This is a genomic window from Cohnella sp. CFH 77786 (assembly GCF_019400745.1).
Taxonomy (GTDB): domain Bacteria; phylum Bacillota; class Bacilli; order Paenibacillales; family Paenibacillaceae; genus Cohnella.
This window is the reverse complement of sequence record NZ_WJIB01000020.1, coordinates 1-26,053: the sequence shown is the minus strand read 5'-3', so window position 1 is coordinate 26,053 and position 26,053 is coordinate 1. Positions and strand designations below refer to the sequence as shown.

General features: G+C 53.6%; 26 protein-coding genes, 2 pseudogenes and 1 riboswitch. Of the genes and pseudogenes, 12 read left to right on the top strand and 16 right to left on the bottom strand.

Annotation, left to right across the window (positions count from 1 at the left end; all coding sequences use genetic code 11):
• Window positions 1-23 precede the first annotated feature (23 nt).
• From GE107_RS22790 to GE107_RS22765, 7 genes and pseudogenes are all read right to left on the bottom strand, one after another.
• Window positions 24-293 carry a hypothetical protein gene (locus GE107_RS22790; RefSeq protein WP_219643537.1) on the bottom strand — a complete coding sequence of 90 codons (270 nt, stop codon included), beginning with the start codon at window positions 291-293 and terminating at the stop codon, window positions 24-26.
• Window positions 290-1,717, bottom strand: coding sequence for a radical SAM protein (locus GE107_RS22785; RefSeq protein ID WP_219643535.1), 1,428 nt, complete (start codon window positions 1,715-1,717; stop codon window positions 290-292). Before GE107_RS22785 ends, GE107_RS22790 begins: the two co-directional genes overlap by 4 nt.
• Complete coding sequence (locus GE107_RS22780; RefSeq protein WP_219643534.1) at window positions 1,701-2,486, bottom strand: prolipoprotein diacylglyceryl transferase; 786 nt, start codon at window positions 2,484-2,486, stop codon at window positions 1,701-1,703. The genes GE107_RS22785 and GE107_RS22780 overlap by 17 nt, the downstream gene beginning before the upstream one ends.
• A gap of 687 nt (window positions 2,487-3,173) precedes the next feature.
• Window positions 3,174-3,686 (bottom strand): GNAT family N-acetyltransferase, encoded by a 513-nt coding sequence (locus GE107_RS22775; RefSeq protein ID WP_219643532.1) that lies wholly within the window; start codon window positions 3,684-3,686, stop codon window positions 3,174-3,176.
• Window positions 3,687-3,724: 38 nt separating this feature from the next.
• On the bottom strand, window positions 3,725-5,551 hold the full coding sequence (locus tag GE107_RS22770) for a diguanylate cyclase domain-containing protein (protein ID WP_219643530.1): 1,827 nt from the start codon (window positions 5,549-5,551) through the stop codon (window positions 3,725-3,727).
• Between the two features lie 116 nt (window positions 5,552-5,667).
• Window positions 5,668-5,762: pseudogene (locus tag GE107_RS26800) on the bottom strand (GNAT family N-acetyltransferase); the annotation flags it as partial.
• Between the two features lie 16 nt (window positions 5,763-5,778).
• Window positions 5,779-6,687 carry a radical SAM/SPASM domain-containing protein gene (locus GE107_RS22765; RefSeq protein WP_219643527.1) on the bottom strand — a complete coding sequence of 303 codons (909 nt, stop codon included), beginning with the start codon at window positions 6,685-6,687 and terminating at the stop codon, window positions 5,779-5,781.
• A 238-nt stretch (window positions 6,688-6,925) separates the two neighbouring features.
• On the opposite strand from GE107_RS22765, the gene GE107_RS22760 reads away from it, so the two are divergent.
• The 3 genes from GE107_RS22760 to lgt are packed head-to-tail and all read left to right on the top strand — an operon-like array spanning window position 6,926 to window position 9,011.
• Window positions 6,926-7,357, top strand: a complete 432-nt coding sequence (locus GE107_RS22760) for a BlaI/MecI/CopY family transcriptional regulator (RefSeq protein WP_219643526.1) — start codon at window positions 6,926-6,928, stop codon at window positions 7,355-7,357.
• Window positions 7,354-8,154, top strand: coding sequence for a M56 family metallopeptidase (locus GE107_RS22755; RefSeq protein WP_219643525.1), 801 nt, complete (start codon window positions 7,354-7,356; stop codon window positions 8,152-8,154). Before GE107_RS22760 ends, GE107_RS22755 begins: the two co-directional genes overlap by 4 nt.
• Window positions 8,155-8,210: 56 nt before the next feature.
• On the top strand, window positions 8,211-9,011 hold the full coding sequence (gene lgt / locus GE107_RS22750; RefSeq protein WP_219643523.1) for a prolipoprotein diacylglyceryl transferase: 801 nt from the start codon (window positions 8,211-8,213) through the stop codon (window positions 9,009-9,011).
• Between the two features lie 150 nt (window positions 9,012-9,161).
• On the opposite strand, the gene GE107_RS22745 is transcribed toward lgt, so the two are convergent.
• Window positions 9,162-9,959 (bottom strand): TIM barrel protein, encoded by a 798-nt coding sequence (locus GE107_RS22745; RefSeq protein WP_255570795.1) that lies wholly within the window; start codon window positions 9,957-9,959, stop codon window positions 9,162-9,164.
• 197 nt (window positions 9,960-10,156) lie between these two features.
• On the opposite strand from GE107_RS22745, the gene GE107_RS22740 reads away from it, so the two are divergent.
• Together GE107_RS22740 and GE107_RS22735 are read left to right on the top strand one after the other, a co-directional pair.
• Complete coding sequence (locus GE107_RS22740) at window positions 10,157-10,519, top strand: DUF6864 domain-containing function (RefSeq protein ID WP_219643520.1); 363 nt, start codon at window positions 10,157-10,159, stop codon at window positions 10,517-10,519.
• Window positions 10,516-10,830, top strand: coding sequence for a hypothetical protein (locus tag GE107_RS22735; protein WP_219643518.1), 315 nt, complete (start codon window positions 10,516-10,518; stop codon window positions 10,828-10,830). Before GE107_RS22740 ends, GE107_RS22735 begins: the two co-directional genes overlap by 4 nt.
• A gap of 79 nt (window positions 10,831-10,909) precedes the next feature.
• Here GE107_RS22735 and GE107_RS22730 read toward each other — a convergent pair whose 3' ends face one another.
• The 4 genes from GE107_RS22730 to GE107_RS22715 form a co-directional block, all read right to left on the bottom strand.
• Window positions 10,910-11,197, bottom strand: a complete 288-nt coding sequence (locus tag GE107_RS22730) for a hypothetical protein (protein ID WP_219643517.1) — start codon at window positions 11,195-11,197, stop codon at window positions 10,910-10,912.
• Between the two features lie 131 nt (window positions 11,198-11,328).
• Entirely contained in the window at window positions 11,329-12,882 is a 1,554-nt protein-coding gene (locus GE107_RS22725) for a hypothetical protein (protein WP_219643515.1), read from the bottom strand.
• Entirely contained in the window at window positions 12,879-13,592 is a 714-nt protein-coding gene (locus GE107_RS22720; protein WP_219643512.1) for an ABC transporter ATP-binding protein, read from the bottom strand. The genes GE107_RS22725 and GE107_RS22720 overlap by 4 nt, the downstream gene beginning before the upstream one ends.
• 8 nt (window positions 13,593-13,600) lie before the next feature.
• Window positions 13,601-13,984 (bottom strand): GntR family transcriptional regulator, encoded by a 384-nt coding sequence (locus tag GE107_RS22715; RefSeq protein ID WP_219643510.1) that lies wholly within the window; start codon window positions 13,982-13,984, stop codon window positions 13,601-13,603.
• Between the two features lie 363 nt (window positions 13,985-14,347).
• Here GE107_RS22715 and GE107_RS22710 point away from each other — a divergent pair, with 363 nt between their 5' ends.
• Window positions 14,348-14,956 (top strand): GNAT family N-acetyltransferase, encoded by a 609-nt coding sequence (locus tag GE107_RS22710; RefSeq protein WP_219643507.1) that lies wholly within the window; start codon window positions 14,348-14,350, stop codon window positions 14,954-14,956.
• Between the two features lie 41 nt (window positions 14,957-14,997).
• On the opposite strand, the gene GE107_RS22705 is transcribed toward GE107_RS22710, so the two are convergent.
• A complete protein-coding gene (locus tag GE107_RS22705) occupies window positions 14,998-16,260 on the bottom strand; it encodes an FAD-binding protein (protein ID WP_370636497.1) in 1,263 nt (420 codons plus the stop codon).
• A 114-nt stretch (window positions 16,261-16,374) separates the two neighbouring features.
• On the opposite strand from GE107_RS22705, the gene GE107_RS22700 reads away from it, so the two are divergent.
• From GE107_RS22700 to GE107_RS22685, 4 genes are all read left to right on the top strand, one after another.
• Window positions 16,375-17,046, top strand: a complete 672-nt coding sequence (locus GE107_RS22700) for a BsuPI-related putative proteinase inhibitor (RefSeq protein ID WP_219643503.1) — start codon at window positions 16,375-16,377, stop codon at window positions 17,044-17,046.
• A 195-nt stretch (window positions 17,047-17,241) separates the two neighbouring features.
• Window positions 17,242-17,331, top strand: a riboswitch (cyclic di-GMP riboswitch).
• A gap of 155 nt (window positions 17,332-17,486) precedes the next feature.
• Window positions 17,487-19,166, top strand: a complete 1,680-nt coding sequence (locus GE107_RS22695) for a pyridoxal phosphate-dependent decarboxylase family protein (protein WP_219643501.1) — start codon at window positions 17,487-17,489, stop codon at window positions 19,164-19,166.
• Window positions 19,153-20,895 (top strand): methyl-accepting chemotaxis protein, encoded by a 1,743-nt coding sequence (locus GE107_RS22690; RefSeq protein WP_219643499.1) that lies wholly within the window; start codon window positions 19,153-19,155, stop codon window positions 20,893-20,895. Before GE107_RS22695 ends, GE107_RS22690 begins: the two co-directional genes overlap by 14 nt.
• 487 nt (window positions 20,896-21,382) lie before the next feature.
• Entirely contained in the window at window positions 21,383-22,309 is a 927-nt protein-coding gene (locus tag GE107_RS22685; protein WP_219643496.1) for a type II CAAX endopeptidase family protein, read from the top strand.
• A gap of 91 nt (window positions 22,310-22,400) precedes the next feature.
• On the opposite strand, the gene GE107_RS22680 is transcribed toward GE107_RS22685, so the two are convergent.
• Both GE107_RS22680 and GE107_RS22675 read right to left on the bottom strand, forming a co-directional pair.
• Window positions 22,401-22,994, bottom strand: coding sequence for a DJ-1/PfpI family protein (locus GE107_RS22680; protein WP_219643493.1), 594 nt, complete (start codon window positions 22,992-22,994; stop codon window positions 22,401-22,403).
• Window positions 22,995-23,162: 168 nt separating this feature from the next.
• Window positions 23,163-23,915 (bottom strand): nucleotidyltransferase domain-containing protein, encoded by a 753-nt coding sequence (locus GE107_RS22675; protein WP_370636503.1) that lies wholly within the window; start codon window positions 23,913-23,915, stop codon window positions 23,163-23,165.
• A 406-nt stretch (window positions 23,916-24,321) separates the two neighbouring features.
• Between GE107_RS22675 and GE107_RS22670 the strand changes: the two genes are divergently transcribed.
• Window positions 24,322-24,702: a hypothetical protein gene (locus tag GE107_RS22670; RefSeq protein WP_219643490.1), complete on the top strand. Its 381-nt coding sequence runs from the start codon at window positions 24,322-24,324 to the stop codon at window positions 24,700-24,702.
• 285 nt (window positions 24,703-24,987) lie between these two features.
• Window positions 24,988-25,395 carry a hypothetical protein gene (locus tag GE107_RS22665; protein ID WP_219643487.1) on the top strand — a complete coding sequence of 136 codons (408 nt, stop codon included), beginning with the start codon at window positions 24,988-24,990 and terminating at the stop codon, window positions 25,393-25,395.
• A gap of 304 nt (window positions 25,396-25,699) precedes the next feature.
• Here the strand turns inward: GE107_RS22665 and GE107_RS22660 are convergent.
• A pseudogene (locus GE107_RS22660) lies at window positions 25,700-26,053 on the bottom strand (group II intron reverse transcriptase/maturase); the annotation flags it as partial.

Genomic DNA, 26,053 nt, shown 5'->3' with positions numbered 1-26,053 from the left:
CCCGCTTCGAGAGGAAGCCGCACCTATAAGTTTGACAAGACGATCCCGAAACACGCCGCATTCAACAGGAAAGTCAAAGCTGCCGCGATCAGAAGTCCTTGCATGACGCCTTTCCGTCGCCGGAAGACGATCAGCATGGGAATCACGTAAAGCCACTGCGTTAGTCCGATGACGATTACGGCCGGAATGTACAATAGATGCAGCAAGTGCAGCCCCAAGCAAAGAAAAAAGCCGAGGACCACATCCGTTGTCCGATGCGATCGGGGGCTCGGCTGTCGTTCATCCGGATTCATCCGTTGATCCTCTCCCACGGGGGCATCCTCTCCTCTCTCAGCCGCTCCAGTTCTTCTTCCTTGCCGTCCCTATAGAACAGATTATACGTATCGAACGGAATGATTCTCCCATCCGGATGGACGATGTGGACGCAAGACTTCTTGACGGAACGTATGTCCAGATCGTGGGCGTCCATGAATTTCATGATAATGACCCGAAATACGTTGTCGTAGCTGATGGGCTCGGGAACCTGAAGCAGAGGCAAGCAGCAGAGAAGCTGCTTCAACGAGAGTGCCGACGAATCGGGAGAGTGCGCAGTCGAGAACAAGGAGAACAACCGGTTTTTGATTTCGGGATCCTGTTCGAAAACGATCGTGCTGCGGGTACCCTCGAGCAGCGTCTCGGGCGGGATGAGGCCGGTTAGCGGAATGACTTCATCGCCCAGCTTCAAGGCATAACCCATAGCCAGACAATCCGGATGGCAGGGAACGGGCAATAAATCGTCCGGCGCGAACAGGTCCGTCTGATCGAGAATGCCTTGCCTCACTTCGCTTAGGGTGAGCCGGTTCTCGCCCGAATCGAAGTCCTCGGTTCGACCGGCTTCTTGAATGGGTTGGAACGTTACGCCGCGCACCGCGCGTTGCCGTACGGCGTAATTCAGGATGTCCCCGATTTCTTTGTCGTTCCGTCCCTTTTTCAGGGTCACGACCAGGGTCGTGGAGAGATTAAACTCGTTCAAATGTTCGAGCGCCCTCCTGCGCACCTCCCGCAGATCGGCACCTCGCAGTTCCATCAGGGTATCGCGGTCGAAGCTGTCGAATTGCAAATAAATTTCGAAGCCGGGCATGTAAGAAGCCAGACGCTCCACGAACGCCCGGTCTTGGGAGATGCGGATTCCGTTCGTATTGACCATGAGATGCTTGATGGGCCTGGCCTTCGCAGCATCCAAGATCTCGAAAAACCGGGGATGAAGGGTCGGTTCTCCCCCGCTGATCTGGACGACGTCAGGTTCCCCTTCATTCGCGACCACGGCATCCAGCATCGACTCGATCTGTTCCAAAGGTCGATACGACAGCCGATGCGGCGAGGATTCCGCGTAACAGATGGGACATTCCAGATTGCAACGGTCGGTGATTTCGATGAGCGATAGACAGCTGTGCTGTTCATGATCGGGACATAAGCCGCAATCGTACGGACAGCCGTACCGGATGGGGGTATTCCATTTCAGGGGCATTTCCCCGGGTTTGATGAACGTCCGGCTGCGACGGTAATATTCGAGATCGGTCGAAATCAACACTTTCTGCCTTCCATGCTGCATGCAGTGCTTTAACATATACACCCGGTTTTCCTCGGCCACGATTTTGGCTTCGACTTTCCGGTGACAATGGGCGCAGATGCTGTTGGTCAGCTCCAGGAACAGGTAAGGTCTAACTTTGTCCGGCATAGGCCATCTCCTTGTCGCGCCTTCTCGATCGGATCCAGGGAATGATGAGGAAGCCATAGTAGATTAAACCGGCGAGACATGCGAGTTGAACGTTATTCAGCCCCAGATAGGGATGCGGCGTTGGCTTGATGAAATCGACGGTCAACCGGAACAGCAGATAGCCGGCCATAAACAGCTGAAACCCGGCACCGTCCGGCAACGGTTGTTTTCGGCCGGTCCTAGATTGAGTGTACCTAAGCAAGCCGCCTAATAAAACGAGAAACGCGATCTCGTAAAGCTGCGTCGGATGCCGTTTTACCCCGTCCCCGAAATCGACGCCCCAAGGCAAGGAAGTCGCGGTTCCGTAGGTATGGTCCGACAATCCCGTCAGGAAACAACCGACTCGGCCGATGGCGATCGCCACGAGGAGCGGAAACACCATGTCGTCTCCGGTCGACTGCGTGATCCCGAGTTTCCTCTTCATCAGCTCCACCGCGACAAGTCCGCCAAGCAGACCCCCGACGATCGTTTTGCCCTCCATCAGGTAGACGACGTCGAACGCATGGTTCATCGTAAGCACGGGATCCTCGAGCCAATAGAGCAGCTTCGAGCCGATCGCCGCCCCCAGAGCTGCCGCGACGATAATCCATAAGGCTTGGAACGTCGGCAACCGTTCCTTCCTGCGGGTCCACAGGTAGAGACGAAACCCTATGAAATAGGCGAGCGCTTCGAATACCGGGTGGGGATGAAGCTTCCAAGGTCCGATCGGCAGATACACGGGAAACTCCATGGACGACCTCCCTTATAGAGCGGGTATGATTAACGAATACTTCGTCATGAACTTTCCAATTCCTGTGGCGATCTCTCAAATCTTCTGGGTAGTCTAAGCGTTTAAAGAAACTTTCAACTTGAAGCAGCGTGTCCGGATTCGCCCCGCCGGTCAAGTTTAGATGGAAAATCTCCCACTAATTCCGATTATTTCGCGGATTATGGATAATTAGAGGGAAAACCCCCCACTAAAATCGGGGGAAACCCCCAATTGAGCGTGTATCGCCAAAAATAGAGGGAGGTTTTCCCACTAATAGTGCGTTTCTGACCAAAACGCCAAAATAGAGGGAGGTTTTCCTTCTAATCGCTTCAACTGCGCGACGACCAACCGATCGGGGGACTCCATCCGGAGACCCGCCAGTATGACGATCATGCTTGCGATCCCATGCCTGAGCACCGAAATAACGTCAAGCGATTATAGCCGTGACAATCTTACAAAATCTGTATCCCTGTCCCTGTACTAAGACACTGCCATCCAAAAAGCTCTCATCGTAAAAAGGATGGCGGATTTTATACTTCTAGCGTGTAATCACAAAAAACGGCCCTCTCAAGGACCGTTCGCTCATCATCTCTTCCTTGAATCCGGACGGTAATACCAGCTCTGAGGAACATGGCCATGATCGGCACCAGAATGGCCAACAATTCCCTGTTACGCGAAGTTGATCCCGAACAACCGGACTTTTTCCTCGGTGTCTCCATACGCGACCACACCTTCAAACCGCAGCCCCAGCTTCTCCAACAGCTTGCCCGAATCGTGATTATCCTCGGATGTGATCGCGACAAGCCGTTTGAGCCCCAACCGGGACTGGGCATATTCCATCACGCCGGATGCAGCTTCGTAAGCATACCCTTGACCCCGAAACTCCGGAAGGAGGGCGTAGCCGATGTCCGCGTCCTCCAAGTAATCCCGCTTCGCCAAGCCGCAGATGCCGATCGGAACGCCTCTGTCCTTGAGCTCCGTCAAATAAAACCCGAACCCGAAGCGGGCATACATGTCCAACGGATATTTGACGATATAGTCCCGCGCCTCATCCACCGTCCTGACGCCCCGGTCGCCGATGAACCGGATCCAATCGGGGTCGTTGATCAGCTTCAAGATAAATGCCGCGTCCTCCGTCGTTTGACGGCGAAGAATGAGCCGCTCCGTTTCCAGTACGATCAAGGTTAAACCCTCCCATTTTCCGAAAAATGGAGTTTCCTCTATTGTCCCGAAACGGAGGAGTAAAAACAACAATTGTTCTTGCCTCTCATTTTCGCTTCATACATCGCTTGGTCCGCATGCTGGATCAAGGTTTTGCCTTCCGATCCGTCATTCGGGTAGATGGCGACTCCGATGCTTGCCGTAACGCGGACCTCCATGCCGTCAATTTCCCGCAGCTCTTGAATCGCCTGGATGATCGTCCGAGCGATTTCTTCCAACTGTTCTTGATGGTCAATGACTTCCAGCAATACGATAAATTCATCGCCCGCCCACCTGGCGCATACGCCGCGATCACTCACGCACGATTGCAGAATGTCGGCGACTTCCTGCAGCAGCCGGTCTCCCATTTCATGCCCCAGCGTATCGTTCACCTTTTTGAATCCGTCCAGGTCCATGAAGAAAACGGAGAACGTCGCGATCCCGTCTTTCGCCCGTTCCATGGCTTCCATGAGCCGCTCTCCCAGATATCTTCGATTCGGGAGGCCGGTCAGCTCGTCGTAGTAAACCATCCGCACTTCATCCGTCCGGTCATGGAAGCCGAAGAGATGGCCGTGAAGCGTACCGTCCGCTTCGTCGGATATCGGACTGACGTAGCATTCGTAAAATCGGGTCTTCTCTTTGCTCGTAACGACCGAAATCCGCTCGCGGAAGGGCCGGATCCGCCCGGCGAAGTAGCCTTCGATGATTTCCGCCAAAGTCCCGTGGGCGGATTTCATGCGCGCGCAGTAATCGGCCAGCTTCTGGCCGCTGAGCAGAGGCCTCTCGAACAACAGCTCGAATCGCCGGTTCGCGAACACGACCCGTCCATCGGCATCGCACATGACGATCGCTTCGTGGGTGGATTCCAGCATGCGTTCGATAATTTCGTTTTGCTTGGCGATTTTCCGTTCCGCCAGCTGGCTTGCGCCGAACAGCTCTTTATATTTGTTCTCGCTTTCGGTCACTTTGCGGTACAGAACCGTCATGCTCAAATATAATTTGGTGAACTCGTAGATCATGCCCGCGAGCACCGCGTTCGCGCATACGAAAGAGTTCCATTTGGCCACATACCAGCCAACGCTGTATCTGCCGCCGCCGCATAGGATGATGACCACGTCGAGCATCGACGCAAGGAGAGCGACGCACAGCCACGCTGCGGTCACCGTTCTGCCCCTTGTCCTCCGGTAATACAGCACCCCTACGATCAAACTGGCCAGCACGATCGGCGTTCCGAATCCGTACAAGAACAAGGGAGTGAGCCGGCCGTTGACCAGGACGATCGGGAGCCCATCATGGCCACGGGTCGTGAAGTACGTAAGACCGGCCATCACCAGAACGACCGCCGACGAGGAGAGTACCGACGCTTGCCAGGCTTTCCGGGGACTCAGCTGCACGTCTTTGTATTTATCATCCAGGAACATATACAAAGAAATCGTCACGGGGAGCCCCATATGCCAGAACAAATAAATCCAGGGCGCCGTCTGGAGCCCCGCATGAAACAGCCCCGTCGGGGAGAAGATGCCGGGGAAGGTAAGTACATACATCAAGCTCATGCCGCCCGAGAAGAGATAACCCGAGGCAAGCGCAAGCACCGACGGCGACCGGTTGATCCGGAATTGGCTGTATAATACGTAAGCTGTAATCAGTTCGAAGCATACGATCGTGGAGAAGATCGCCGGTTGGTATGCTTGCATGGCCGGCAGCGCGACTCGGGCAAACGGAGCCGAAATCAACGAAACAAGGCAGACGATGACGCCGATCAGGAAGGCAAAACGCCGCTGCGAACGGTTTGCCGGCAAAGATATTAAGCTATGCACCGCGATTGTGGAAGCTTGGGATTCGTTCATAGCTGTCCTCCAAACGAAACGAATGATTCTACAAAATTCGACGAATGATCCGGTTTTCCTGTCGATTATTATGAAAAGAAAACACCCGCAGCTAGGGCAGGTGCCATTTCAGCAAGTTTTCCGAAACCCTGATTCCGATACTCTTCATCCAACCAAATCATATTCATGAAGAGGGGGTATCCCAAAAATACCTATACCTCATCCAGCCGATGTTCTCTTCTTCCTGATTACTCAGAATGTAGATATCGTTGTTGTTGGCGCTCCAAGTCGAACCTCTTCCGGTATCCGCATTTTCGGCATAGCTCCTCGACCGCCTGGCGTCTGGAAAAACCATCGTACAGGTTATTCGCCCTCTCGCTCTCCACGATTTCCGAAAACGGCGTCGCGTTTACGTTCCCGAGGTTGATGACGCCCTCTCCGTCAAGACAACAAGGCACTACCGTTCCGTCAACTAATATCGCCGCCTGGCTGCGGAGCCCATGGCAGAAGCCGACTCCATCGTCTTCGGGCGCATGCAGGCTCGGCCATTGGAATTCATAGTCTTGGTTCAGGTAGATGTTCTCGGCAACCTTCAACCCGCTGCCCGGCGTCACCTTCTCCTCGATCCGGTAATCCAGCCCGAATTCTCTCTCCAATATTTCCAGCGTGGCCCGATTCCGGTTTCTCTGCTGATTCGTGAGGTTGTCCTGATCCAGGTTCCATAGCCGGAACGAGAAGATGACCTTATGCTTGGAGGCCTCGCGGACGAAATCCAGGATTTGCCGCAAATAGCCCTCCCGATCCTCCGAGCCTTCATGGCCGTCAAAGCTGTGGAGCGAGAAGTTCATTTGGCGCAGGGCGGGTTTGCCGAGGATCTTGTGCCACGCCTTATGGATCAGCGTGCCGTTCGTCGTGATATTCACGGTCAGCCCTTGGGCATGAGCCGCGTCCAGCAGCTCGTCAATCTTCGGATGGAGAAGCGGTTCGCCTTTGACATGCAAATAAATATGCTTCGTATGCGGCTTGATTTGTTCCAGGATATGATTGAACGTGTCCAGCTTGATGAAATTCGACTTGCGCTCCGTCGGCGGACAGAAGCTGCAAGCCAGGTTGCACACGCTGGTAATCTCGACGTAGACCTTCTTGAACGTTTTCATGGTTTCGCTCCGTTGTCCGATCCTCGTTGATCGTTGGTTTTCCTATGAAATATAACTTCGGTGGCGGCTTCGAATTTCCTTTTACACAATGGCCCTGCAAATCATGTTTGAAGAACCAGCTCGATCCAGTCCATCTTCCATTGTATTTGGAATCGGCGGAATCCCCCTTCCGTCTCATTAGGTTGACAGTCCATAAATAATCATACTACACTATGTAGTATATAGGAGCGTGTCAAAGATGCAGATCAAAAAACTCAATGTCGGAAGCGAAGGGCTGAAACGTTTTTTCGGACCTCTGGAAGCGAGAATCATGGACCTTCTCTGGTCAACCGGCGGAGTAACCGTTAAGGAAGCGCAATCGATTCTCAGCCGGGAAAGCCCGATTTCCGTCAATGCGGTAATGACAGTCATGAATCGCCTGCTCGACAAAGGCCATCTCACGAAGGTGCAGACCGGAACCGGCAGGACTCAAGCAGCGCGTTTCATCCCCATACTGTCTAGAGAACAATTTCTTTCGGAACAGACGAGAGCGGTGTCGCAAGGACTCCTCCAAGATTTCGGAAGTATGGTCGTAAGCCACTTGATCGATGCCCTCGACGATGTCGATCCGGAGACGATCGAGAAATTGGAGCGTAAAATAAACGAATTAAAAAGGGGGAAAACGCGATGAATCCCCCGGTCAAGCTGAGGTTGATTTACGCGTTAACGGTCGCATTCGCGGTGCTCGCCATTTGGAAAATGGCAGCGCTCGCCGTTCATCAATCGGGGAACGGCAGCGATCGGGTCGTTACCGTGACTTATGCCGTTTTCGACGTGATGATCGGCTGCACGCTTTGCAGAGCCGTTTGGCGATTGCTCGCGCAATTCTATTTATCTCGAAAATGGTTAAAGAGGTATCGCCTCGGCAAGCACGCCAAACTAACGAAACGTCTCCATTCTGCATACCGAAGTTGGGGAACGGAAATGATCGTCGTGCGGGACGACGCCTTCGTTGCATTGACGTTAGGGATGCTTCGCCCGAAAATCGTCATCTCTACCGCCGTTCTGCGCATGTTCAGCAAGGATGAGGTCAAGGCAATTCTTCTGCACGAATGGTATCATTGCCGCAATCGGGATAACGCGAAATTGTTTCTCTTGACCCTGCTGTCGGACGCCTTCGTTTATTGTCCGATTGTCCGATCGGTATTAACCTACTATCGTACATGGAATGAACTCCTTGCCGATCGATTTGCCATCCGGAGGATGGGAACGGAATTGCATCTGGGCAGCGTGTTGTTGAAACTGTCGAAGTGCAGTAACCTGCGCCATGTGGCAGCTGCGGTTCATTTTACGGACACGACGATGCACTACCGGATCCAACAGGTGCTCGAACCCGATAAGCCGGTTAACGTCCGGATCGATTGGCTGCGGCCCCTCTTGCTGTCCTGTTCGCTGCTTCTTCTGCTGGCATTGGGCGGGGATTCCTAGCCTCTTTTTTTTCATTAATTATACTACAACGAGTAGTACATTAAGGGAGCGAGCGTATGAAAGTCGTTTTATTTACGATCGGGGATTTCCATGTCCATTCCTACGGACTCGTGGTGGCTTTAGCTGTCTTGCTTGCGCTGGGCGTTGCCCGTTATTTGGCGGCAGGAACTCCCTGCTTGCCCCACCTGACGAACATGATACCCTATGTGCTCCTTGGATCCATCCTTGGCGCGCGTCTCTGGCATGTTTGCTTCTTTCAATGGGATTACTACTCGAAGCATCCTTCGGAAGTTCTGTTGATTTGGCAAGGAGGAATCGCGATTCAAGGCGCTTTGATCGGCGGTTTCACCGCCGTCATCCTCTACACGAGGAAGCATGGCCTGTCGTTCTGGGAGTTCGCCGACAACATGGCTCCGGCTATCGTACTGGGCCAGGCAATCGGCAGAATTGCCTGTTTTCTGAACGGAGACGCTTACGGCTCACCGACCGGTTCGGGTTTCGGCATCGTGTACCCGGAGGGAACGATGGCGTATGACGTGTACGGTTCGCAGCCTCTATGGCCGGCGGAAATATGGGAAGGACAGTGGGATCTGATCGCATTCGCGATCTTGCTCATCCTCAAAAACAAAAAGCTGCCAACCGGTATGTTATTCCTTGCCTACAACATTTTGTACTCGTTCGGGCGATTTACGCTCGAATGGTTGCGGGGAGATTCTCCGCGTTACTTGTTCCGGTGGACTGCCGGACAGTGGACCGCGTTTAGCGTGATGGCTGTCAGCTTTTGCTTGATTGTCGTCCTGGGCATACGCGTCCGGCGAAAGACGCAGATGCGAGCCGTTAACGAGAGCCCATCCTGAAATGCGCGAAGGCTTTGTAGATGAGGGTTTCCATTTTTCATCGCTCATTTCAATTATCATATCTGTATTGTTTCCGAAATCATGACCTCCAACGGAAAGGGACGGGAAGCGCCCGCTTACAGGCGTTCCCGTCCCTTCTCTGCGCTGCTCTCATTCCGCGACGACCTTGTCTTCCGCCTCGACGCCCGCAAAATAACGTGCGCTATCTACCATCGGGGCGCAATCGAAATGGTCCCCGCTGAGCGTGATCTCGAAAATGAAATCCTTCCCCAGCACGAGCGGCTTTACCATTCGCCAATCGATTCTCCCCCGGCCGAGCGGCAGCGAATCGTGTTCGATCCCGGCGCTGTCGACCAGATGGTAGTATTGCGCGTAAGGCGAGGTTCGTTCGAGTACGTCCCGGAGCCGTTCATTATCCCCGCCGAACGAAATGAACGTATGACTCACGTCGACCGTTAACGGAAGCTCCAGGGGCACGATCAAATCGTCTATGAGGTACGGATTGCGGCCATAGGAGAAGATCCCCTCCGTCGAATCTTCCCATACGAACACTTCCTTCGAGTAAGCCATCACCTTGCGAATCTCTTCGCGAAGAAGAACGGTTCGCTCCCGGGTTACGTTCCGGCAGCTATCCGTATGCACATAGTGGGCATGCACGACGCATTTGGCCCGTTCTTCCTCGCAAATGCGCGCGAGCAGCTCGCAAGATTCGTTGTAAAAGCGTCGGACAAGAGGGTTTCCGCTTAAGATGTCCAAATACTCGCCTTGGTGAACGGGCGGGTGGTGCAAATAAGGTTTGACTCCCCGATGATGGAGCTGGCGGATCCGGTCCCGAATCAGGTCCGGATCTTGCAGGTCGCGATCGCTCAGATAGAACTCAAGAATCTCCGGATCGTATCCGAGCCGGTTGTCCAGGTTGCTCTGCTCCAGATTTCCCTTCAAGCGCATGAACTTCACTTGGGCCTCACCTCCGTTTTCATCCTACCACTGCAATGTAAGGAGGATATTATTCCGGATGCCCCTGCAACAAGAATAACCCGTACGAATCGCTGGGCCGAATAAGACGGTTGTCATGCAACATCCTTCATGTTCGTAAACTATACCATTACAGCCGCACGATGACAGATAGTTTCGGAGGGATATCCATGAAAATAACGTCCGGAGGGTTCGAAGCCGTATACCACGGCAGAGTATTCGCTTATGGGATGAGTCCGATCGAAATCGTGTTATCGGAAGAAAACGATCCTTTGACGTTCGTATTCTGTATCGAATATGAGCGGGAGAGGGATGACGTCACGACGGATATCCGTCTTGTTCGCTACAACGAGGTGCGAATCGCATGCGTCAATTTTCCGAGAGGCAAGCCTACCGGCAACCATGACATGATCCATCTGGGCGTATTGAACAATCGCAAGCTGTCCCTGCGTTACGAGGTAACCATTAATTCCGACGCTACCTCATGGGTGCTGACGTTTACCTTTTTCGCGGGCGAGGGGGTCTCGGCATGAATAAAATCGAAGTTCAAGATCCGAGAGTCGCCAGCAAAATCATTGCGGCGAACGCGGAGAGCGAGAGGCGTAAAGCGGAGCTCGGCTTCCTCGGGAAGTTCTTCGGCTCGGGAGAGAACGTTCGCTTATATATCGTAGGCACAATCGCGCTAGGAGTCCTTGTCGTGGCGCTGGTCTACACGCTGACGCCCGAGAGATACCGTTCGCCCGACTTCGGATTAAAGGAAATGTGGACGCTCATCGTGCTCCCCGTCGAATCGACGATTATCGGATATTTGATCGGATCGAAGTCAAGGGAACCCGGCGGCTGAAGCGCAAAAAAAGGACGCGAATCGCGAACACGCGACCTGCGTCCTTCTAAGCGGGAAGAGTCCTTGACCCTGCATTCGATTACAATTTGGCCTTGATATCCGATAAATACTTCACGATTACGGCCAACGCGCCCAGGTAATATCCGACCAGCACGATCCAGCCCGTTGCGTCCATGACAGAAATCCCTGCAAGCAATAGCAGAGGAAGAACGTAGTAGACGATATCCTTCAGGTAGCCCAGAACGAGTTCGTGCGAGAGCTTGCCGCCGGTCAGCGCTTTGTACAAGCCGAGCAGGAAATCGGCCGCCATCGAACCCAATACGACCCACAAGGCGACTTCCATCCAAAGCGTTAACGTGCTAACCACTTTGCATCACCTCCTTAAGAGGTGGATCATTGCTTGATTCCAATATATGCTGCGGTTCGCCAGGTTGTACCAACTTTGGACGGTCGTACGATGTCGAAAAGCTTGATAAGTTCGTGCGCAACCCTATATTTTCAAAACGGACGGGAAGCGCCGGAAGACAGCGGACTAGAACTCTCTTTCGCGTGGGTGAGGCTCAGATGGAGCCATTTGGCTCCGGCGGCAAAGGCGGCGTAAGCGAGCGGCGATCCGATCGCCACAATGCCGAGAAGCAGAAGCCACGGACGCGCGCCGACCCCGCCCATGATCGCCTCTTCCGTAAACAGCCAATGGTTGATGGCCGTCGGAATCAAGTACGTGCCGGCAGCCATCGGAACGTACAAGACGGAGACCAGGCGGCTGCGGATGGCGTACGATTGGATTTGGATCGCGAAACCGAACAAAATCGACAGGATCACATAGAACAAAATGGGATAGGCAATCTGCAGAGCTTCCTCGCTCGCATTGCCGCTGTAACCGTCGAGAGCGAAGCGGATCGCTCCGCCGGCCGCAGCGCTCAGCCAGGCGGCGGCGGCCCACCGGTAGACGGTCGCGGCAGCCGCGGCAATCCGCGCGGCGAGCAGCACGCGCCTGTCGAACGGAAAACCGAGCCACCACGCCATGCGCCGCCGCTGGGATTCGATTTGGTTGCCTATCGAGCAAATGCTGGCCATCGTCGTAAACGCCAGCATGAATAGAACGTTGGTCAATTGAAACATCGATTCGCGATCCCCGAAAGTGAAGAACCCCGCAACGGCCATCAATACCACAGCGGTCCAGCGGACAATCGCGACCGGGAAGAGCGAGCCGAAGTCGCGGTAACCGGAACGCTCGAACGCGTACAGCGTCCGAAAACGTCCTTGCTCCCGCCGGGGCGCAAAGCGGTCTTCCTTCGTATTGCGGGACGACCAAGAGCGCTTTCCTGCCGCTTCGCTCGTCCGGAACGAAGCGAGATCGCGTACCCCCTTATCTGCAGCTGCAGTAACGGAGAACCGCCAGACGACGGCTGCGGCCAAGGCTCCGATGAACGCATATACGATTGCCGTATCCGGGCTCAGCCACTTTTGAACCCGCTCGTGCGAATCCGCAATCACCCCAAATAGTGCGAAGGGCGAGCAGAGCAGCATTAAGTAAGGAACGATAAAAATCCTCCGCCAACCGCCATAGAGCCATAGAACGAGAAAACCGAAACCGACGGCCAGCGGCACCACAACCGCATGAATGGCCAAGTAAGCCGCTGCTGCTTGCAAAACACGGCTTGCCGTCACCGTCTCCCCCAACATGGACGAACGAAGCGCCGTTATTGCGGCCATAAGCCACAGTACGAAGGACACCGCCGCCGAAACCGCGGTCATGGCCGCCATTTTCGCGCGAATGAGGCGATCCCGCGGAGCGGGAAGCGTCAGCCACCATTCCAGAAACGGATTGGCCCCGAGGTATAGCGAATGTAACAGCGCAAAGAAAAACGACACCGTCCACGCGAGCAAGGCGGACAGGGCGAAGATGGATTCCGGCGCGGCTCCGTCCAGGAAGTAAAGCGCGGCGGCGAGCAGCACGCAAACGGCAAGCGCCAAGAACCGCCAAAACTTCTTGAACAGTTCCAGGTACATGCTCATTTCCAGAGCGAACAGATCGTACCGCGGCTTCATGCGAACACGTCCCTGTAGCAGGATTCGATGGAGCGGCCTTCGGCACGGAGCTCTTCGGCGTCGTAAACGCCGCGTACCGTGCCGCCGCCGATGAGAACGACCCGATCGAACAGCGATTCCATCTCGCGGATGTCGTGAGTCGCGATGAGGAACGTCCGGTTGCCGTCTGCCTGCTCGCCGATGACGGCCGACGCGATTCGTTCCCGCGACAGAAGATCGACGCCGGCGAACGGCTCGTCGAGAATCAGGAGCGGCGCCTTCCGGGCCAGACAGGTGAGCAATTGCAGGCGCGCTTCCTCGCCGCGCGACATGGCGCCGATCCGCGCGGATGGCTCGACGCCGAGTGCGGCCGTCAGTTCGGGCACTCTCGGCATGTCCCAATCCGGATACAACTTTTCCGCGAAGCGGAGCCATTCCCTGGCCGTCAGCCAGGAGGGAAGCTTCCCCCGATCGGGAAGGAAAGCCATGCGTCCGAGCGTCTCGACGCCCGGCGGCTGACCGAACACGCGGGCCGTGCCCAGATCGGGCTGCAGCAATCCGCACAAAATGCGCATAAGCGTGGACTTCCCGGCTCCGTTCGGGCCGAGCAGACCGGCCAAGCTCCCGGATTCGACCGTGAATCCGACGTTATCGAGCACCGTTTTCTTTTTGATCTTTACGCCGAGCCCATCGCATTGGATGGCGGGGGCGGAAGCGTTCGCGATTGGCATGGACAACCTCACTCCTTCTCCTCGGACAGTTCGATGAGTTGCTTCAAGGTTAAGCCGATCGAGGCGGCCAGCTCTTCCATTTGCCGAACCGCCGTTATGGCGAGCTCTTTCCGCGAGCGGCGGATCGCCTCCTCGTCCTCGGTCACGAACGTGCCTTGCCCCCGGAAAGAAACGAGCAGATCGAGCCTTTCCAGCTCCTGGTAGGCTTTCATGACCGTCGTCGGATTGACGCGGAGCGATGCGGCCGTTTCCCTCACCGAAGGCAGCCGCGTTCCCGGCGCCAGCGTCCCCTTCGCGATCATGGCGCGGATTTGCTCAACGAATTGCTCGTATAGCGGCCTGGCAGGATCGATCCGGAATTGGCCGGGATTCCAGACGTAGGTGGACGGCATCGCTTCACCTCGCTTCGTGTATGGTGCTGCGTCGCACACTTTTGATTGGAGTGTATCACACCACGCCATACACTTGCAATAGCTGAGGATAAACGGCACGGCATCTTGAGGCATCAACAAGAAAAACGCCTGACGGCGTCCTGACCGGGATCCCTCTAAAGTTTGGAAAATTGAAAGGGAGAAAGCAGCCCACTCCTATCAAGTGAAAACCGTAACTGATATCTCTGGTGTGTCGAAAAAACCGGACGAGTCCCTCATGATTGGCATATTAAAAAACCGGATAATTGGATCTTTCCGAATTCCACTTCGATCAGTATTCTAAATTACGAATCATGTGCGGATACGAAAAGGAGACAGGAATCGATGCAAGTTGAACCCGTTATTCTGCAAGGAGCAAGGGTAACGCTTATTCCCATGGAAGTTGCCCATATCGCTCCGCTTTACGAAGCGCTGAACGACCCGGAAGTTTGGACCTACTCCCCTCCGGGCATGCGAAAGGTCGACGATATGAAAGCTTATGTCCATACGGCGTTAGAAGAACGGGCTAGAGGAAACGCGATGCCATTCGTTATTTATGACAGGGAGACGGATCGTCTCGCGGGAACGACCCGATTTGCGGATATTTCAATCCCCCATAAACAGTTGGAGATCGGTTGGACCGCCCTTTCCCGCGAAGTATGGAGAACCCGCGTCAATACCGAGTGCAAATATTTGCTGCTGCGGCATTGTTTCGAGACGTTGGGTACGGTTCGCGTACAGCTTAAAGCCGATGCCCGCAATACTCGTTCACGGAAGGCCATCGAGCGAATCGGCGCCATTCCGGAAGGCATCCTCCGACATCATCGAATATTAGGCGATGGCTATATTCGGGATACGGCTTATTACAGCTTTATTGCTCCCGAATGGCCGGATATCAAGTTGAAGCTTGAAGGCATGCTGTCCATTCAGCCGCTTATCAGCGAAATGCGATAACAACCAAGCCGGCAGCCCTGGAGGCTCGCCGGCTTGGTTCGCTAGCTCATGATATATTCGTTCAAGAAAGCGTTGCGGAACTTCCCTTCGGGGTCGCAGCGCAGAAGCAGTCGACGAAAGTCGGGCAGCTTCTCATATAGGGATTGCAGCCGATCGGGCGTCATGGCAAACAGCTTGCCCCAATGCGGACGAGCATGGAAGGGCTCAAGCTGCTTTTCAATCAGCGGCAGCACTCGTCCAACCGCCTCCCCATGACTTTTCCACGTAAAATGGATCGCAACCGACTCCCGTCGATAACAGGGACTCATCCACAAGTCGTCTGCTGCGATTGTACGTACCTCGGATACATACAGGTGCGGCGATATCGATTCCCGAAGCCGGTCTATCGCGCACAAGGCCGGATAGGCATGTTCGCGCGGTACGAAATATTCGCTTTGCAGCTCATCCCCGGCGCTTGGCGTAAAATTCAGGCGAAAGTGCGGAAGCCGCTCGTACCAGGGGCCGGGAACCCCCATCTGTTCCGTGCAATTCTCCGAGGGGTAACCCGGCACCGGATGCCGATGGCCGTTTGCTTGCATGGCCGAGAAATACTCGGGTTCCATCCGAGTGGAGCCTGGATCCGTGATTTTCCGCTTTAACCACACTTGATGGAAAGTTGAATTCGTCCAATTCGTAAACAAGCTGACACTGTACGCACCGGAGAAAATGCCGTCCAAGTGCTTCCCCATCTGCGCCAGCGGCAAATTTTCGTAGACGTATTGACTCATCTCGAAGGCCGGGATCACATCGAGCGTGATTCGGGTGACGACGCCCAGCCCCCCGAGTCCGACGGCGGCTCCCGCGAATTCCCCGTCCTGGCGATCGCGGGAGAAGACGATCAACTCCCCATCCGCCTTCACGACCTCCATGGAATGAACGGCTGCAGCCAAATTCCCGTTCGAATCGCCGGAGCCATGCGTGGCCGTCGCGCATGCACCCGCAACGGAAATGTGCGGCAGCGACGCCAAATTGTGCAGGGCATAGCCGTTGCTGTGGAGGTATTGGCACAACTCTCCGTATCGGATGCCGGCTTCCACCGTCACTGTATGGCTCGAACGATCCAATTCGATCACGCGGTTAAGCTTCTGAAGCGAGAGAAGGCTTCCGGAGGTATCGGCGATTCCATTAAACGAATGCCGCGTGCCAAGCACCTTTATTCGAGTGCTGCGGGAAACCAAGTCTTGCACCTGCTCAACCGTTTCGGGAGCATGGAGTTCCGAGGCGCCGTACCGGTAGTTCCCCGCCCAATTTCGATTATTTTCCACATCCTCACACCCTTCGTTTATTTGAAACTTCTGATGGGTCTGCAACATTTTGGTCCATCCAATACGTCTGAATACACGAAAGTCGGGAAATCAAAATCAAGGGAGGAAACGGTGATGAAAAAAAAGTTGCCCATCCTGTTGGCCGGCGGAGCGATTCTGGGGAGCGTCTTGACCGCGGGGATCGGGTATGCCGGCGATTTCACGCAAACGATCGACATCCATACCAAGCCGCTGACGATCACGCTGAACGGCGAAGCTATCGTGTCCGGAGAACAAGCCGGCTCGTATCGGAACGGCAAGGCAACCGTGCCGAATGCATTTCAATACCAAGACACGACATATGTTCCGATCAGCCTCATCGCGAACGCACTCGACAAAAGTATAACATGGGATAGCTCCACTCGGACCATCTCCTTGACCGACAAAGCCCCCCAAGCCATTCAGGAAGGGCGTTTGGAGCCAAGCTTGACGGAAACAGCGGATGGCAAGTATACGTACTCGGTTAAAAATCAGACCGAAAGCGAGATCAAATTAGACTTCACTTCTTCCCAGCGTTACGATTTTGCCGTCACGAACAGCAAAGGGGAGACGGTTTACTTGTACTCATCCCTTGCCACGTTCGCCCAGGTCTTGGGAGAGGAAGCTTTGAAACCGGGCGATGCGCTCTCCTACGAAATCAATGTAAACGAGCTGGGACTCGAGAAGGGCATGTACATCCTGGAAGCGTGGCTCACGCCGAAAGACGGCGAAACCGCCAGCATACAAGTGCCTTTCGTTGTCGATTAACGACTCCTATAAACGCAACCATCTGCAAACCGTCCGATTCGCCGCGAATCGGGCGGTTTATTTTTTCGGCAAAATTTAACATAAGTCGGTTGATTCATCCGACGTAAACCAGTAAGATATGTCTAGGAATGAATTGGAAACGACTCCTTACTTAAGCCCTAGCGGTTTGCGACTTGGGACCGTCTACAATTTCATACGTTCCATCGGCAAAACTACTGAAAAGTAGTGACGCAAAGCTAAAGGGACTACTTCCGCGATTCGCGGAAACGTCAGCCAGTTGCCTTCCTTCGAAGCGACGTCCTTACGCCTTTAGCGGGGCATAGGTGCGTCGCTTTTTGTTGCCCTTACTTTTGATCCGGCCGTCTCTCCTTCATTTTCATCTCCATCACGAGGGACAAAGCCGATTAAAATACATATCGATCAGAGAGAGGGAGAGAATCATGAGAAATACGCCCGATGTCAGACAATGGTTTCCGAGCGATGACGGGAACCCGGATAAACGGGAGCTGATGATGAGGCTGATCGGGCAAATTCTGACGGGTGCCGACGCGTTAAAGGATCCGGATTCCGTCTATTTGAAGGGCACGAAACGGCGTTCCGGCTCGTTTTACAACGATCTGCTTCTGGAAAGCGAAATTCCAGGGCAAGGCGTTCCCATGGAACAAGTGGGAGACCGGCTGCTGGAGCTGCTGCACGCGCATCCGTACCATACGAAGTATTTTTTGACGAACATCTTGCCCATGGCCAGCATTCCGGGCATTCTAGGCATGATCACCGCCTTCATCGTGAATGGCAACAATTTATGGGATGTCTACGGTCCTGCAGGAGCGGAAGCGGAAGTCAAAGTCATCGGCATGATGTCCAAGCTGGTCGGATACGATCCGCTGCAAAGCGGGGGTTACACCTCTTGGGGCGGTCAGGGTGCGATATTTACCGGACTGCGGATCGCGATCAGCAAGTTTGTCCCTGATGCGATGGCGAATGGAGTGCCGGACCGGCTGTACGCGTTTTGCTCCGAAGCCGCGCATTACAGCTTGTTCAAGTCGATGGAAGCGACGGGGCTCGGCAGCCGCAATCTGGTTAAGGTCCGCACGAAAGCCGACAGCTCGATGGATGTAGCGGATTTATGTGATAAAATGGAAAGCGTCATCCGTAAAGGAGGTGTACCCGTTTATATCGTCGCGACAACGGGGACGACGGATGCGCTGGGCATAGACAATGTAAGGGAAATTTACGAAGCCGCGAAAGCCGTATCGCAAGCCCATGGCTTGAAGAGGCCGCATATTCATGCAGATTCCGCTCTTGGCGGTTTTTTCGCCTTCTTCAACGATTACGACTTCGCCGCCAATCCCCTTGCTCTTCAACCGGAGACGCTTAAGGCTCTGCAAACCATCCAAGGCAGGATGACGCATCTGGGTATGGCGGACTCCTTGTGCTTCGACTTCCAGAAGCTCGGACAAACCCCTTATCTGACAAGCCTGCTGCTGGTGAAAGACGCCGCGGATTTGCGGCTGCTGGATCTGGACCCGGACGAAACGCCGTACGTCGGCCATCGCGGCTACGGTCAGTATCATACCGGGTATACGCTCGAATGCTCCCGAATGGCCAGTTCCATCAGCATGTACAGCGCGCTCCTGGCATTCGGGGTCGAAGGCTACCAGCGTCTCCTGGCCCAGTTCGTCGACGTCAATCTGGCATTCCGAAGAGAACTTGCCTCGCAAATCCCCGAAGCGGTGATCGTCAACCCGGACAATCCGGGTCTCGTCACGCTGTTCCGGATTTATCCGGGAGGGGGCCGATCGTTCCGGGAAGAGTTGTCCGGAAGCTGCACGCTTACGGAGATCCGCCAGACGAACGCATTAAACGAGAAGCTGTTCGAAACGCTGGGAGAACGCCGCGACCGAATGTTCTTCGGCGACACGAAGAAGCATTTGATCGTTCCGACGGCAGACGGCGGCCATATCGCGCTTTACGCAGCGAAGTTTTTCGTGATTTCTCCCTACACGCAAGTCGAGCATGTGAGCGGCATCGTCCGCTATCTCAAAGAAATCATCGCTCAAGTCTATGAGAGCGACGAGATTCAATCAGATACAGGAGGTACTGTAGGTGTCGGAGCATAGGGTTCAATCCTTCGCTAAACGAATCGTCCATTGGTTTACCCACTATCTTTCGGTCAAAATCGTCTTCAGCATCCTGCTCCTACTCCTCATCACCTGTGGAGCCTTCACGGTATCAAGCCAGATCGTAAACGGACAGCTGACGGACAAGCTGCTGAAGCAATTCGACTATCGCCTGAATACCAATATTCAAGTCGCCTACCGGACGATTGCCGCTATCCCCGGCTTCGATTCGCCCATCGGATCGAAGCAAGCCCCCCAATACGGGCAAATCAAGCAAGCGCTGGAGCAGCTGAAAAAAGAGAATGGTCTGGAAAATGTGTACGTGCTGTCCAACGAGGGCGGAAACGAGCATATTGTCGTACTGTCCGACGTGCCGGACGATTACGGAACGCCTTATCCGTTCACGTCCGAAATGAAAGCCGCGCTTGCCGGGGACAAAACCGTCGTCAGCGGGATTTATAAAGACGAATACGGCATCCATAAATCCATCTTCATGCCGATTAAGAACCCGCAAGGCGGTATCAACACGCTGCTTGGCATCGATTTGAACGCTTCCGTCGTCCCGGAGACGAGCGCGGCGATTTCGTGGACCACGTTTACGATTACGGCGATCGTTCTCGCGGTCGGGACTTTGATCGCGATTTGGATCAGCCGTTTCGTGACGAAGCCGCTTCGCAAATTGATGATCGCCACGGAGAAAGTGTCTTCAGGCGATTTGCGCGACCGTTTCGAATTGGACCGCCAAGACGAAATCGGCAAGCTCGCCGCGTCCTTCCGCGTCATGGGGGATAATCTCCGGGATTTGATCCGGCAAATCTCCAGCACTTCCGAACAGATCGCCGGAACAAGCCGAACCCTGCATCAGTCGGCCAGGGAGACGAGCGAGAGCTCCGGGGAAATCGCCCAATCCATGAACAAGATGTCGGACGGCGTCACCCAAATCGTCGAAAACATCACCGGCGGAACCGCGACCATCGGGCAAATGGATTCCGAGTTGAAGGAAGTAACTGCCGAGATGGAGGGGATGAAGGAAATGACCCATCAGGTCAAGCTCCAATCCGCCCAAGGGCAAGAGCTGGTGGAACAGGCCCTTCATCAAATGGAAGTTCTGAGGGAAGTCATTCTGCATTCACGGGAAGCGGCGGAAAGGCTCGGAGAGCGTTCACGGGAAATCGGAGAAATTATTCATATGATCTCCGATATTTCGCAGCAAACGAACTTGCTTGCTCTGAACGCCGCCATCGAAGCGGCCAGGGTGGGCGAGCAAGGAAAAGGCTTCGCCGTCGTGGCCTCGGAAGTGAGAAAACTGGCGGAGCAGTCCGACCATGCGGCGAAATCGATCGTCGAACTGATTACGGGTACGCAAGAAAACAGCGCGCACGTCATCGATCGCGTAGCCGAAGGATATCAGGCGGTCGAACAGGGACATGAAAGCATCAGCGGCACTTTCGAGAATTTCAAAATCATCCAGGAAGGCATTTCCGAGTATTCGCGCAGGACCGACCAGTTGGCGGAAACGCTGTCCGGCTTTAAACAGTCGTTCTCCACGCTCTCGGATTCGATGGAACAGATTTCCGGCGTCACCCAAGAGCAGGCAGCGGGCTTCCAGGAAGTGGCCGCGGCCGCTCAGCAGCAAAGCGCCGCCGTTCAAGAGGTCACCGGCACGATCGGTTTATTGTCCAACCTGTCGAAGGAACTCCACAGCTCCATCGCGAAATTCACGACATGACGCCGCATAATCTGACCTTGTCAGGAAAGCCGATGCCGGCAGATCGCTCCCGCGAGCGACTGCCGGCTTTGCTCTGCGCACCGCTAAACCGCCATTCCGTTCGTATTCTCTCGGACGGACCGGAACACGAGGGAAGAAGTGTTGAATCCTTTCACGCTCCGTACCGCAAGCGTCTTTTCGTAAGCGGCTACCGGAACGGCCAATATCCCTCCCAAAGCGGAAATTTGCCCGAAAACGCCGAACAGGACCAACAAGGCGCATAGAAAGATAAGTGCCGCTCCACATTCCCAAGATGCCGATCCGAGCGCGGTGCTTTCGTTCCGTTTCTTTAAGTACGGGAACAGATGTCAAGTATTGTTTGCACACTTGGTTCTTTATGTACTTTTAAGGCGGGTGAGCTTCGATAAACATTGAAGCCGTGAAAGACTTGAAGATAGAATAAAGGGGATGCAGCGGGTCGATCATTCGAGAATGCGAGGCTGTCGTAATGAAACGCGGATCGTTGGGTGCTGCGCAAGCGGGATGGATTTTTCTATTCTCCTATGCGGCAGGCATTGCCGTCACGGAAATATTTAAAAGGAGCGGCTGGCTGGCAGCCGGCGATCTTGGTTTCTTTGCCCTCTATGTGCTGATTGGACAGGTTGTTCTCAATCTGTTGCCGGGTGCGGCGTGGAGCCGAATTCGAGGACTATCGCTGCGATCGACTTTTCGATTAAGAAAAGTGCCGGTTTCCGTTTTGATGTTGGCCGTCTTGGTCTATATCGCGAGCCAAGTACCGCTATTGTTCCTGCATCAGGCAACCGAATCCGTGTTAGCCTTCACAGGCTACGCATATGAAGTATCCGTCTATCCGATCGCCAATCATCCCCTGGAGCTGGCAATACTTGTCGTATGTATCGGCATTCTTCCGCCGATCTGCGAAGAACTGCTTTTCCGGGGCGTTCTGCTGACGGGCTACCAAAGCCGAGGGCCGCTTCTCGCAGCGGTGATGAGCTCCTTCTTGTTCGCGTTGTTCCACGATAATCCATATCGGCTGTTGGAACTTTTCGCCGCCGCTTTCGTTTCCGCTCTTATCGTTCTCTATGCAGGGTCGATCTGGCCCGGTATCGCCGTCCACATGGCTACCAATATTACGTATGTAATCGGGTCTTATGTGCAGAAAGGCGATCTTGTCCAAAACATCTCCGGTCATGGCGATCATGTGCCATGGATGACGTTGGCCTTAACGGGCGTCATGTCGATACCTGCCATCTTCTTGTGCTGGGCGCTGTTGAAGAGGATGAAGCAAATCGCCGAAACGAACACGGGATCTACGGCAGATAGATTGATAAATGCGAAGGTCCCCGGGGCGAAATGGACGATTCCGATCCTCATCGCCATCCTCGTGTTCCTTGCCAAGCAGTTCTATCTATAGCGTTGCATTCATCGGAGCGCTTCGTACTCTTCGCCGAATCGACAAAAGAGCAGACCCCGGTACGGCGGGCCTGCTCACTCTCTTTGTTGTTTTAAGAAACGGCGTTCTCGTATCTCCGTCTGACCGGCTGCCCGAGTAAGTTCAGAAACTCCCGCATGAAACCGGGCAGGTCCGGCCACGCGTGTCCGGACACGATATTGCCGTCCACGTGCAGCGTGCCGTCCGCATACTGCGCCCCAAGCGCTTCGACCTCCAATCGGCAGGCGTTATAGGCGCTGAGCGTGCGGCCTTCGAAATAAGTGCGATCCTTGAGCGCCAGGAAAACTTGCGCGCCGTGGCAAATCGCTCCGATCGGTTTATCCGTGTCCAGAAAATGTTTGACGATCCGCGGCAGATCGGCATCCGAGCGGATATATTCGGGCGCCCGGCCCCCCGGAATGATAAGAGCGTCATAATCGGAAGGCTCCACGTCGGCGAACGCAATATCGCAAGGCAGCCGATGTGCCGGCTTCTCCGTGTACGTTTCCCAATTCTCGACGAAATCGTGGCATACGGTGTTCAGCGTCTGCTTCTTCGGAGCCGCGATGACCGCTTCATAGCCCTCTTCCTTCACGCGAAAATACGGATAGTAAACCTCCAATACTTCTGCCCCGTCGCCCGTCAGGATCAATACGCGTTTGCTCATTCCGATCGCTCCCTGCTATTCGAGAATAAGAACCCAAACTATATTATGGAATAAAATAGCCGTTATGCCATGATGCCATGGAACCGGGGTTTGGTGTCGAATTCGTTTGAAAATAGGAACAGCAAAGGCCAGATTCCTCAGATCAGGATTTCTGGCCTTCCTAACTCTTTATAGATCGAGGATCGGAACAGGTCCGTCCAGCCAGTTCAACTGGCTGTCCATCATGAATTGCACCGTCCAGTGATGCTCCGCCTGATACCAATGATGGAACTCCACGATACTCTTGTACAGGATCTCGACGGCTTCCGGCGTACGTTCTTCCAGTATGCGATTAATGTCCGCCATCATATTCTCCGGCTTCTTCCCGGCCCCCTCCAGCACCTTCAAGAACCACTTGTAAGACGGGAACAGCGTTTCGTTGTAGACCAAAATCAACCTTCCCGCGAAAAAGACGTAATGGGTCAAACAGTAGTCGATCAATAACCGATTGTTCCGTTTGAGCCCTTCATAGTAATACCATTTCCAGGTTTCGAATTGGGCATAGAACTTCTGCATGTTCTCCGCCTTCTTCTCTACCGGATACCGGGGAGCGGCTTGGACCAACTGCTCCAGTCCCTCGATATTGGAATAGGTGACGAACGCATCCTGGAAAGCGAACTTGGCAGGTTCGCTGCCGGATTCGGCCACTTGTTTGATGTAAGAAGCGGAAACCATTTTCCCGTCTACGTATCCGCCTTCATAGGAACAAGATTCCGTTTCGAAATAACCCAGATCACGGACGGACCAGGATTTCTTGTAATCCTCTTCGGAAAGGACGATCATGACGTCGATATCGGAGTTTTCGCCCGCGAACCCATGCGCCACGGAACCTCCAATGATTACACCTTGTACGTCGGGTCTTCCTTTCAGCTTGTTGGTAATGGCTTCAATGGCGGCTTGATGATGAGGGTACAGGAGACATCAACTCCATTAAATTAATATAATCATTAATCAGTAAACCAATATGCTAATCCAAAGCAATCATATCCCAATTTTCGAATTCTCACAATTCCCCAGATTTGAGACATGCAGCGTTACGGCTCCACCTTTATCGCGATATCCTGTTGACTCTCACGTAACGTGATCCTCTATAATTTGGAAAAGAGGGGGCGGGATGCGAGATGAGATTTAGAATCCGTGAAGTCGCTCGAATGGCGAATGTGAGTATACGCACCGATTGCAGAAGGTGATTCAGTCCATCGATTCCGCTCTGGATGCTCTGCGGGATGGATCCCTGCCGGACTTTGGAGATTTATCCACTCATTTATATGCCGAGGAGGGTATGGACGTGGACCAGCATCGATCGGTTGTGGACCGCGCTGTTCACCGTCAGTTGGCTGCGGATTTATTCAACGCTGCATGGGATGTAATGGACCGAACGAATCGCGATGCCGGGGATAATGAACTGATGATCCACATGGCACATGCATCCAGATATCATTGGGGTGTCGTAGGAACGCCGCTGAATTGGGCGCGGGGAGAATGGCAAATCTCCCGGGCATACGCCCTGGTGGGCAGGGATGAACCCGCGCTGCATCATGCGAAATCTTCCTTGCGCCTGTGTCATGAACACCATCTCGGCGGATTCGACCTTGGGTTTGCACACGAGGCGATGGCTAGAGCTTATGCTTTGCAGCATAATGATAAGGAAAGAGACAGTGTGATTTAAATCATAATATTACCAAAGAATCAACCATAATATTGCCGTATACTACCTAAAACAAATTGTAGAGCCTACGATTTCAGTCAAACAATCAACCATAATATTGCAGAGAATAGTGGAATCAAGCATAAAGTTGCCTAAAATATCTTGCTCGAACTTGCTTTGCTAAGTCGTGCGATCGGAGCGAAAAGAAAGTGAATCGGCTCCGTACCTTATAAGAGCCAGTGATTTAGGCAATCCCGGAACAAATACCGTTTTCGTTTCGTCTAATTATCAAAGGGAGGGATTAAATTGATAATTATTAAAAAGTTGTTCCCGATGTTGGTTTGTATCCTGCTACTAATCGGATGTGGTAAAAAGCCTATGACGAATACCCCTGCCGCCGACTTGCTCGTTACACCTCAAAAAATTTTGGTTACGTACGGAGATGGGAATAAATTGACATTAACTCAAAAGGAAATAATCGAGCATATTGTAACTGTGCTCAAGAACTTAAATTACGAAATAATAAATAAACCTGACTCTGTAGGTCAAAATTTCACATTGGAAATCGAGCGAGATCTGGAATATATAAGTACAGGTTTTTTGAAAATTAATAATACTTATTACAAAGCAAAAGAATCATCAAAGATTTTGGAATTAGATCAATACATTGTATCATTGGGTAAAAACAAAATACCTGGATTACTTGGCAGTTAATTTGAAGGCGTTGGATTTCGTTGTGTTTGGCAACTGATTCGACTAACAATACCAAAATCTAGTTCCCTTGGCCGTACATTTGCGCCGGCATTCATTCACGTCCCTCCTCGCGACGCCCCCCTGTCCATGGCTATTTTTGGTGTTCGCCCGCCCTATTCGGGGGGATTTACCCTAAGATCACTTCCGAGAGGCGTATAATCGGGTAAGAGGGGGTGGCTAGCCCCCGACTCCGGGTAGCTGGTGGCCCGAACCCCCACAGAACCCGGCGTGCGGATTTCCCGCACCGGGCTCTTCAGAAATGGATTCACAGCATAGCGTAGGTCTTCAATCGATTGTAGGGGATGAAGAGTTTCGGTCGCTTAAGGGGAAATAATGTGCGAATGTGGCGGTATTCTTCCCAGGTTACATAGCTTTTCTGACTTCGCCTGCTCAGCACCTTCCGCCAGTAGGTGACGGTAGCAGCATAGACTTTGCTCAGGCACCTCATGTTGCCAGCCATTCCGTAGTAAGCATAAGGGCCCTGCAGCATCTGGTTTATCTTTATCGCCTGTGTCTCAACCGCTTCATGCTGCATTCTTCTCATCGTTTCCTGCACGTTCCCAATGCTTCGCTTTAGTCGCTTCTTCTCCGTCTTTCTGCCCACCATGAAGTTCCCTTG

What these genes read in the sequence shown, in the direction of transcription:
- GE107_RS22790 (WP_219643537.1), bottom strand. Translation starts at nt 293, where the DNA reads ATGAATCCGGATGAACGACAGCCGAGCCCCCGATCGCATCGGACAACG.
- GE107_RS22785 (WP_219643535.1), bottom strand. Translation starts at nt 1,717, where the DNA reads ATGCCGGACAAAGTTAGACCTTACCTGTTCCTGGAGCTGACCAACAGC.
- GE107_RS22780 (WP_219643534.1), bottom strand. Translation starts at nt 2,486, where the DNA reads ATGGAGTTTCCCGTGTATCTGCCGATCGGACCTTGGAAGCTTCATCCC.
- GE107_RS22770 (WP_219643530.1), bottom strand. Translation starts at nt 5,551, where the DNA reads ATGAACGAATCCCAAGCTTCCACAATCGCGGTGCATAGCTTAATATCT.
- GE107_RS22765 (WP_219643527.1), bottom strand. Translation starts at nt 6,687, where the DNA reads ATGAAAACGTTCAAGAAGGTCTACGTCGAGATTACCAGCGTGTGCAAC.
- GE107_RS22760 (WP_219643526.1), top strand. Translation starts at nt 6,926, where the DNA reads ATGCAGATCAAAAAACTCAATGTCGGAAGCGAAGGGCTGAAACGTTTT.
- GE107_RS22755 (WP_219643525.1), top strand. Translation starts at nt 7,354, where the DNA reads ATGAATCCCCCGGTCAAGCTGAGGTTGATTTACGCGTTAACGGTCGCA.
- lgt (WP_219643523.1), top strand. Translation starts at nt 8,211, where the DNA reads ATGAAAGTCGTTTTATTTACGATCGGGGATTTCCATGTCCATTCCTAC.
- GE107_RS22745 (WP_255570795.1), bottom strand. Translation starts at nt 9,959, where the DNA reads ATGCGCTTGAAGGGAAATCTGGAGCAGAGCAACCTGGACAACCGGCTC.
- GE107_RS22740 (WP_219643520.1), top strand. Translation starts at nt 10,157, where the DNA reads ATGAAAATAACGTCCGGAGGGTTCGAAGCCGTATACCACGGCAGAGTA.
- GE107_RS22735 (WP_219643518.1), top strand. Translation starts at nt 10,516, where the DNA reads ATGAATAAAATCGAAGTTCAAGATCCGAGAGTCGCCAGCAAAATCATT.
- GE107_RS22725 (WP_219643515.1), bottom strand. Translation starts at nt 12,882, where the DNA reads ATGAAGCCGCGGTACGATCTGTTCGCTCTGGAAATGAGCATGTACCTG.
- GE107_RS22720 (WP_219643512.1), bottom strand. Translation starts at nt 13,592, where the DNA reads ATGCCAATCGCGAACGCTTCCGCCCCCGCCATCCAATGCGATGGGCTC.
- GE107_RS22715 (WP_219643510.1), bottom strand. Translation starts at nt 13,984, where the DNA reads ATGCCGTCCACCTACGTCTGGAATCCCGGCCAATTCCGGATCGATCCT.
- GE107_RS22710 (WP_219643507.1), top strand. Translation starts at nt 14,348, where the DNA reads ATGCAAGTTGAACCCGTTATTCTGCAAGGAGCAAGGGTAACGCTTATT.
- GE107_RS22700 (WP_219643503.1), top strand. Translation starts at nt 16,375, where the DNA reads ATGAAAAAAAAGTTGCCCATCCTGTTGGCCGGCGGAGCGATTCTGGGG.
- GE107_RS22695 (WP_219643501.1), top strand. Translation starts at nt 17,487, where the DNA reads ATGAGAAATACGCCCGATGTCAGACAATGGTTTCCGAGCGATGACGGG.
- GE107_RS22685 (WP_219643496.1), top strand. Translation starts at nt 21,383, where the DNA reads ATGAAACGCGGATCGTTGGGTGCTGCGCAAGCGGGATGGATTTTTCTA.
- GE107_RS22680 (WP_219643493.1), bottom strand. Translation starts at nt 22,994, where the DNA reads ATGAGCAAACGCGTATTGATCCTGACGGGCGACGGGGCAGAAGTATTG.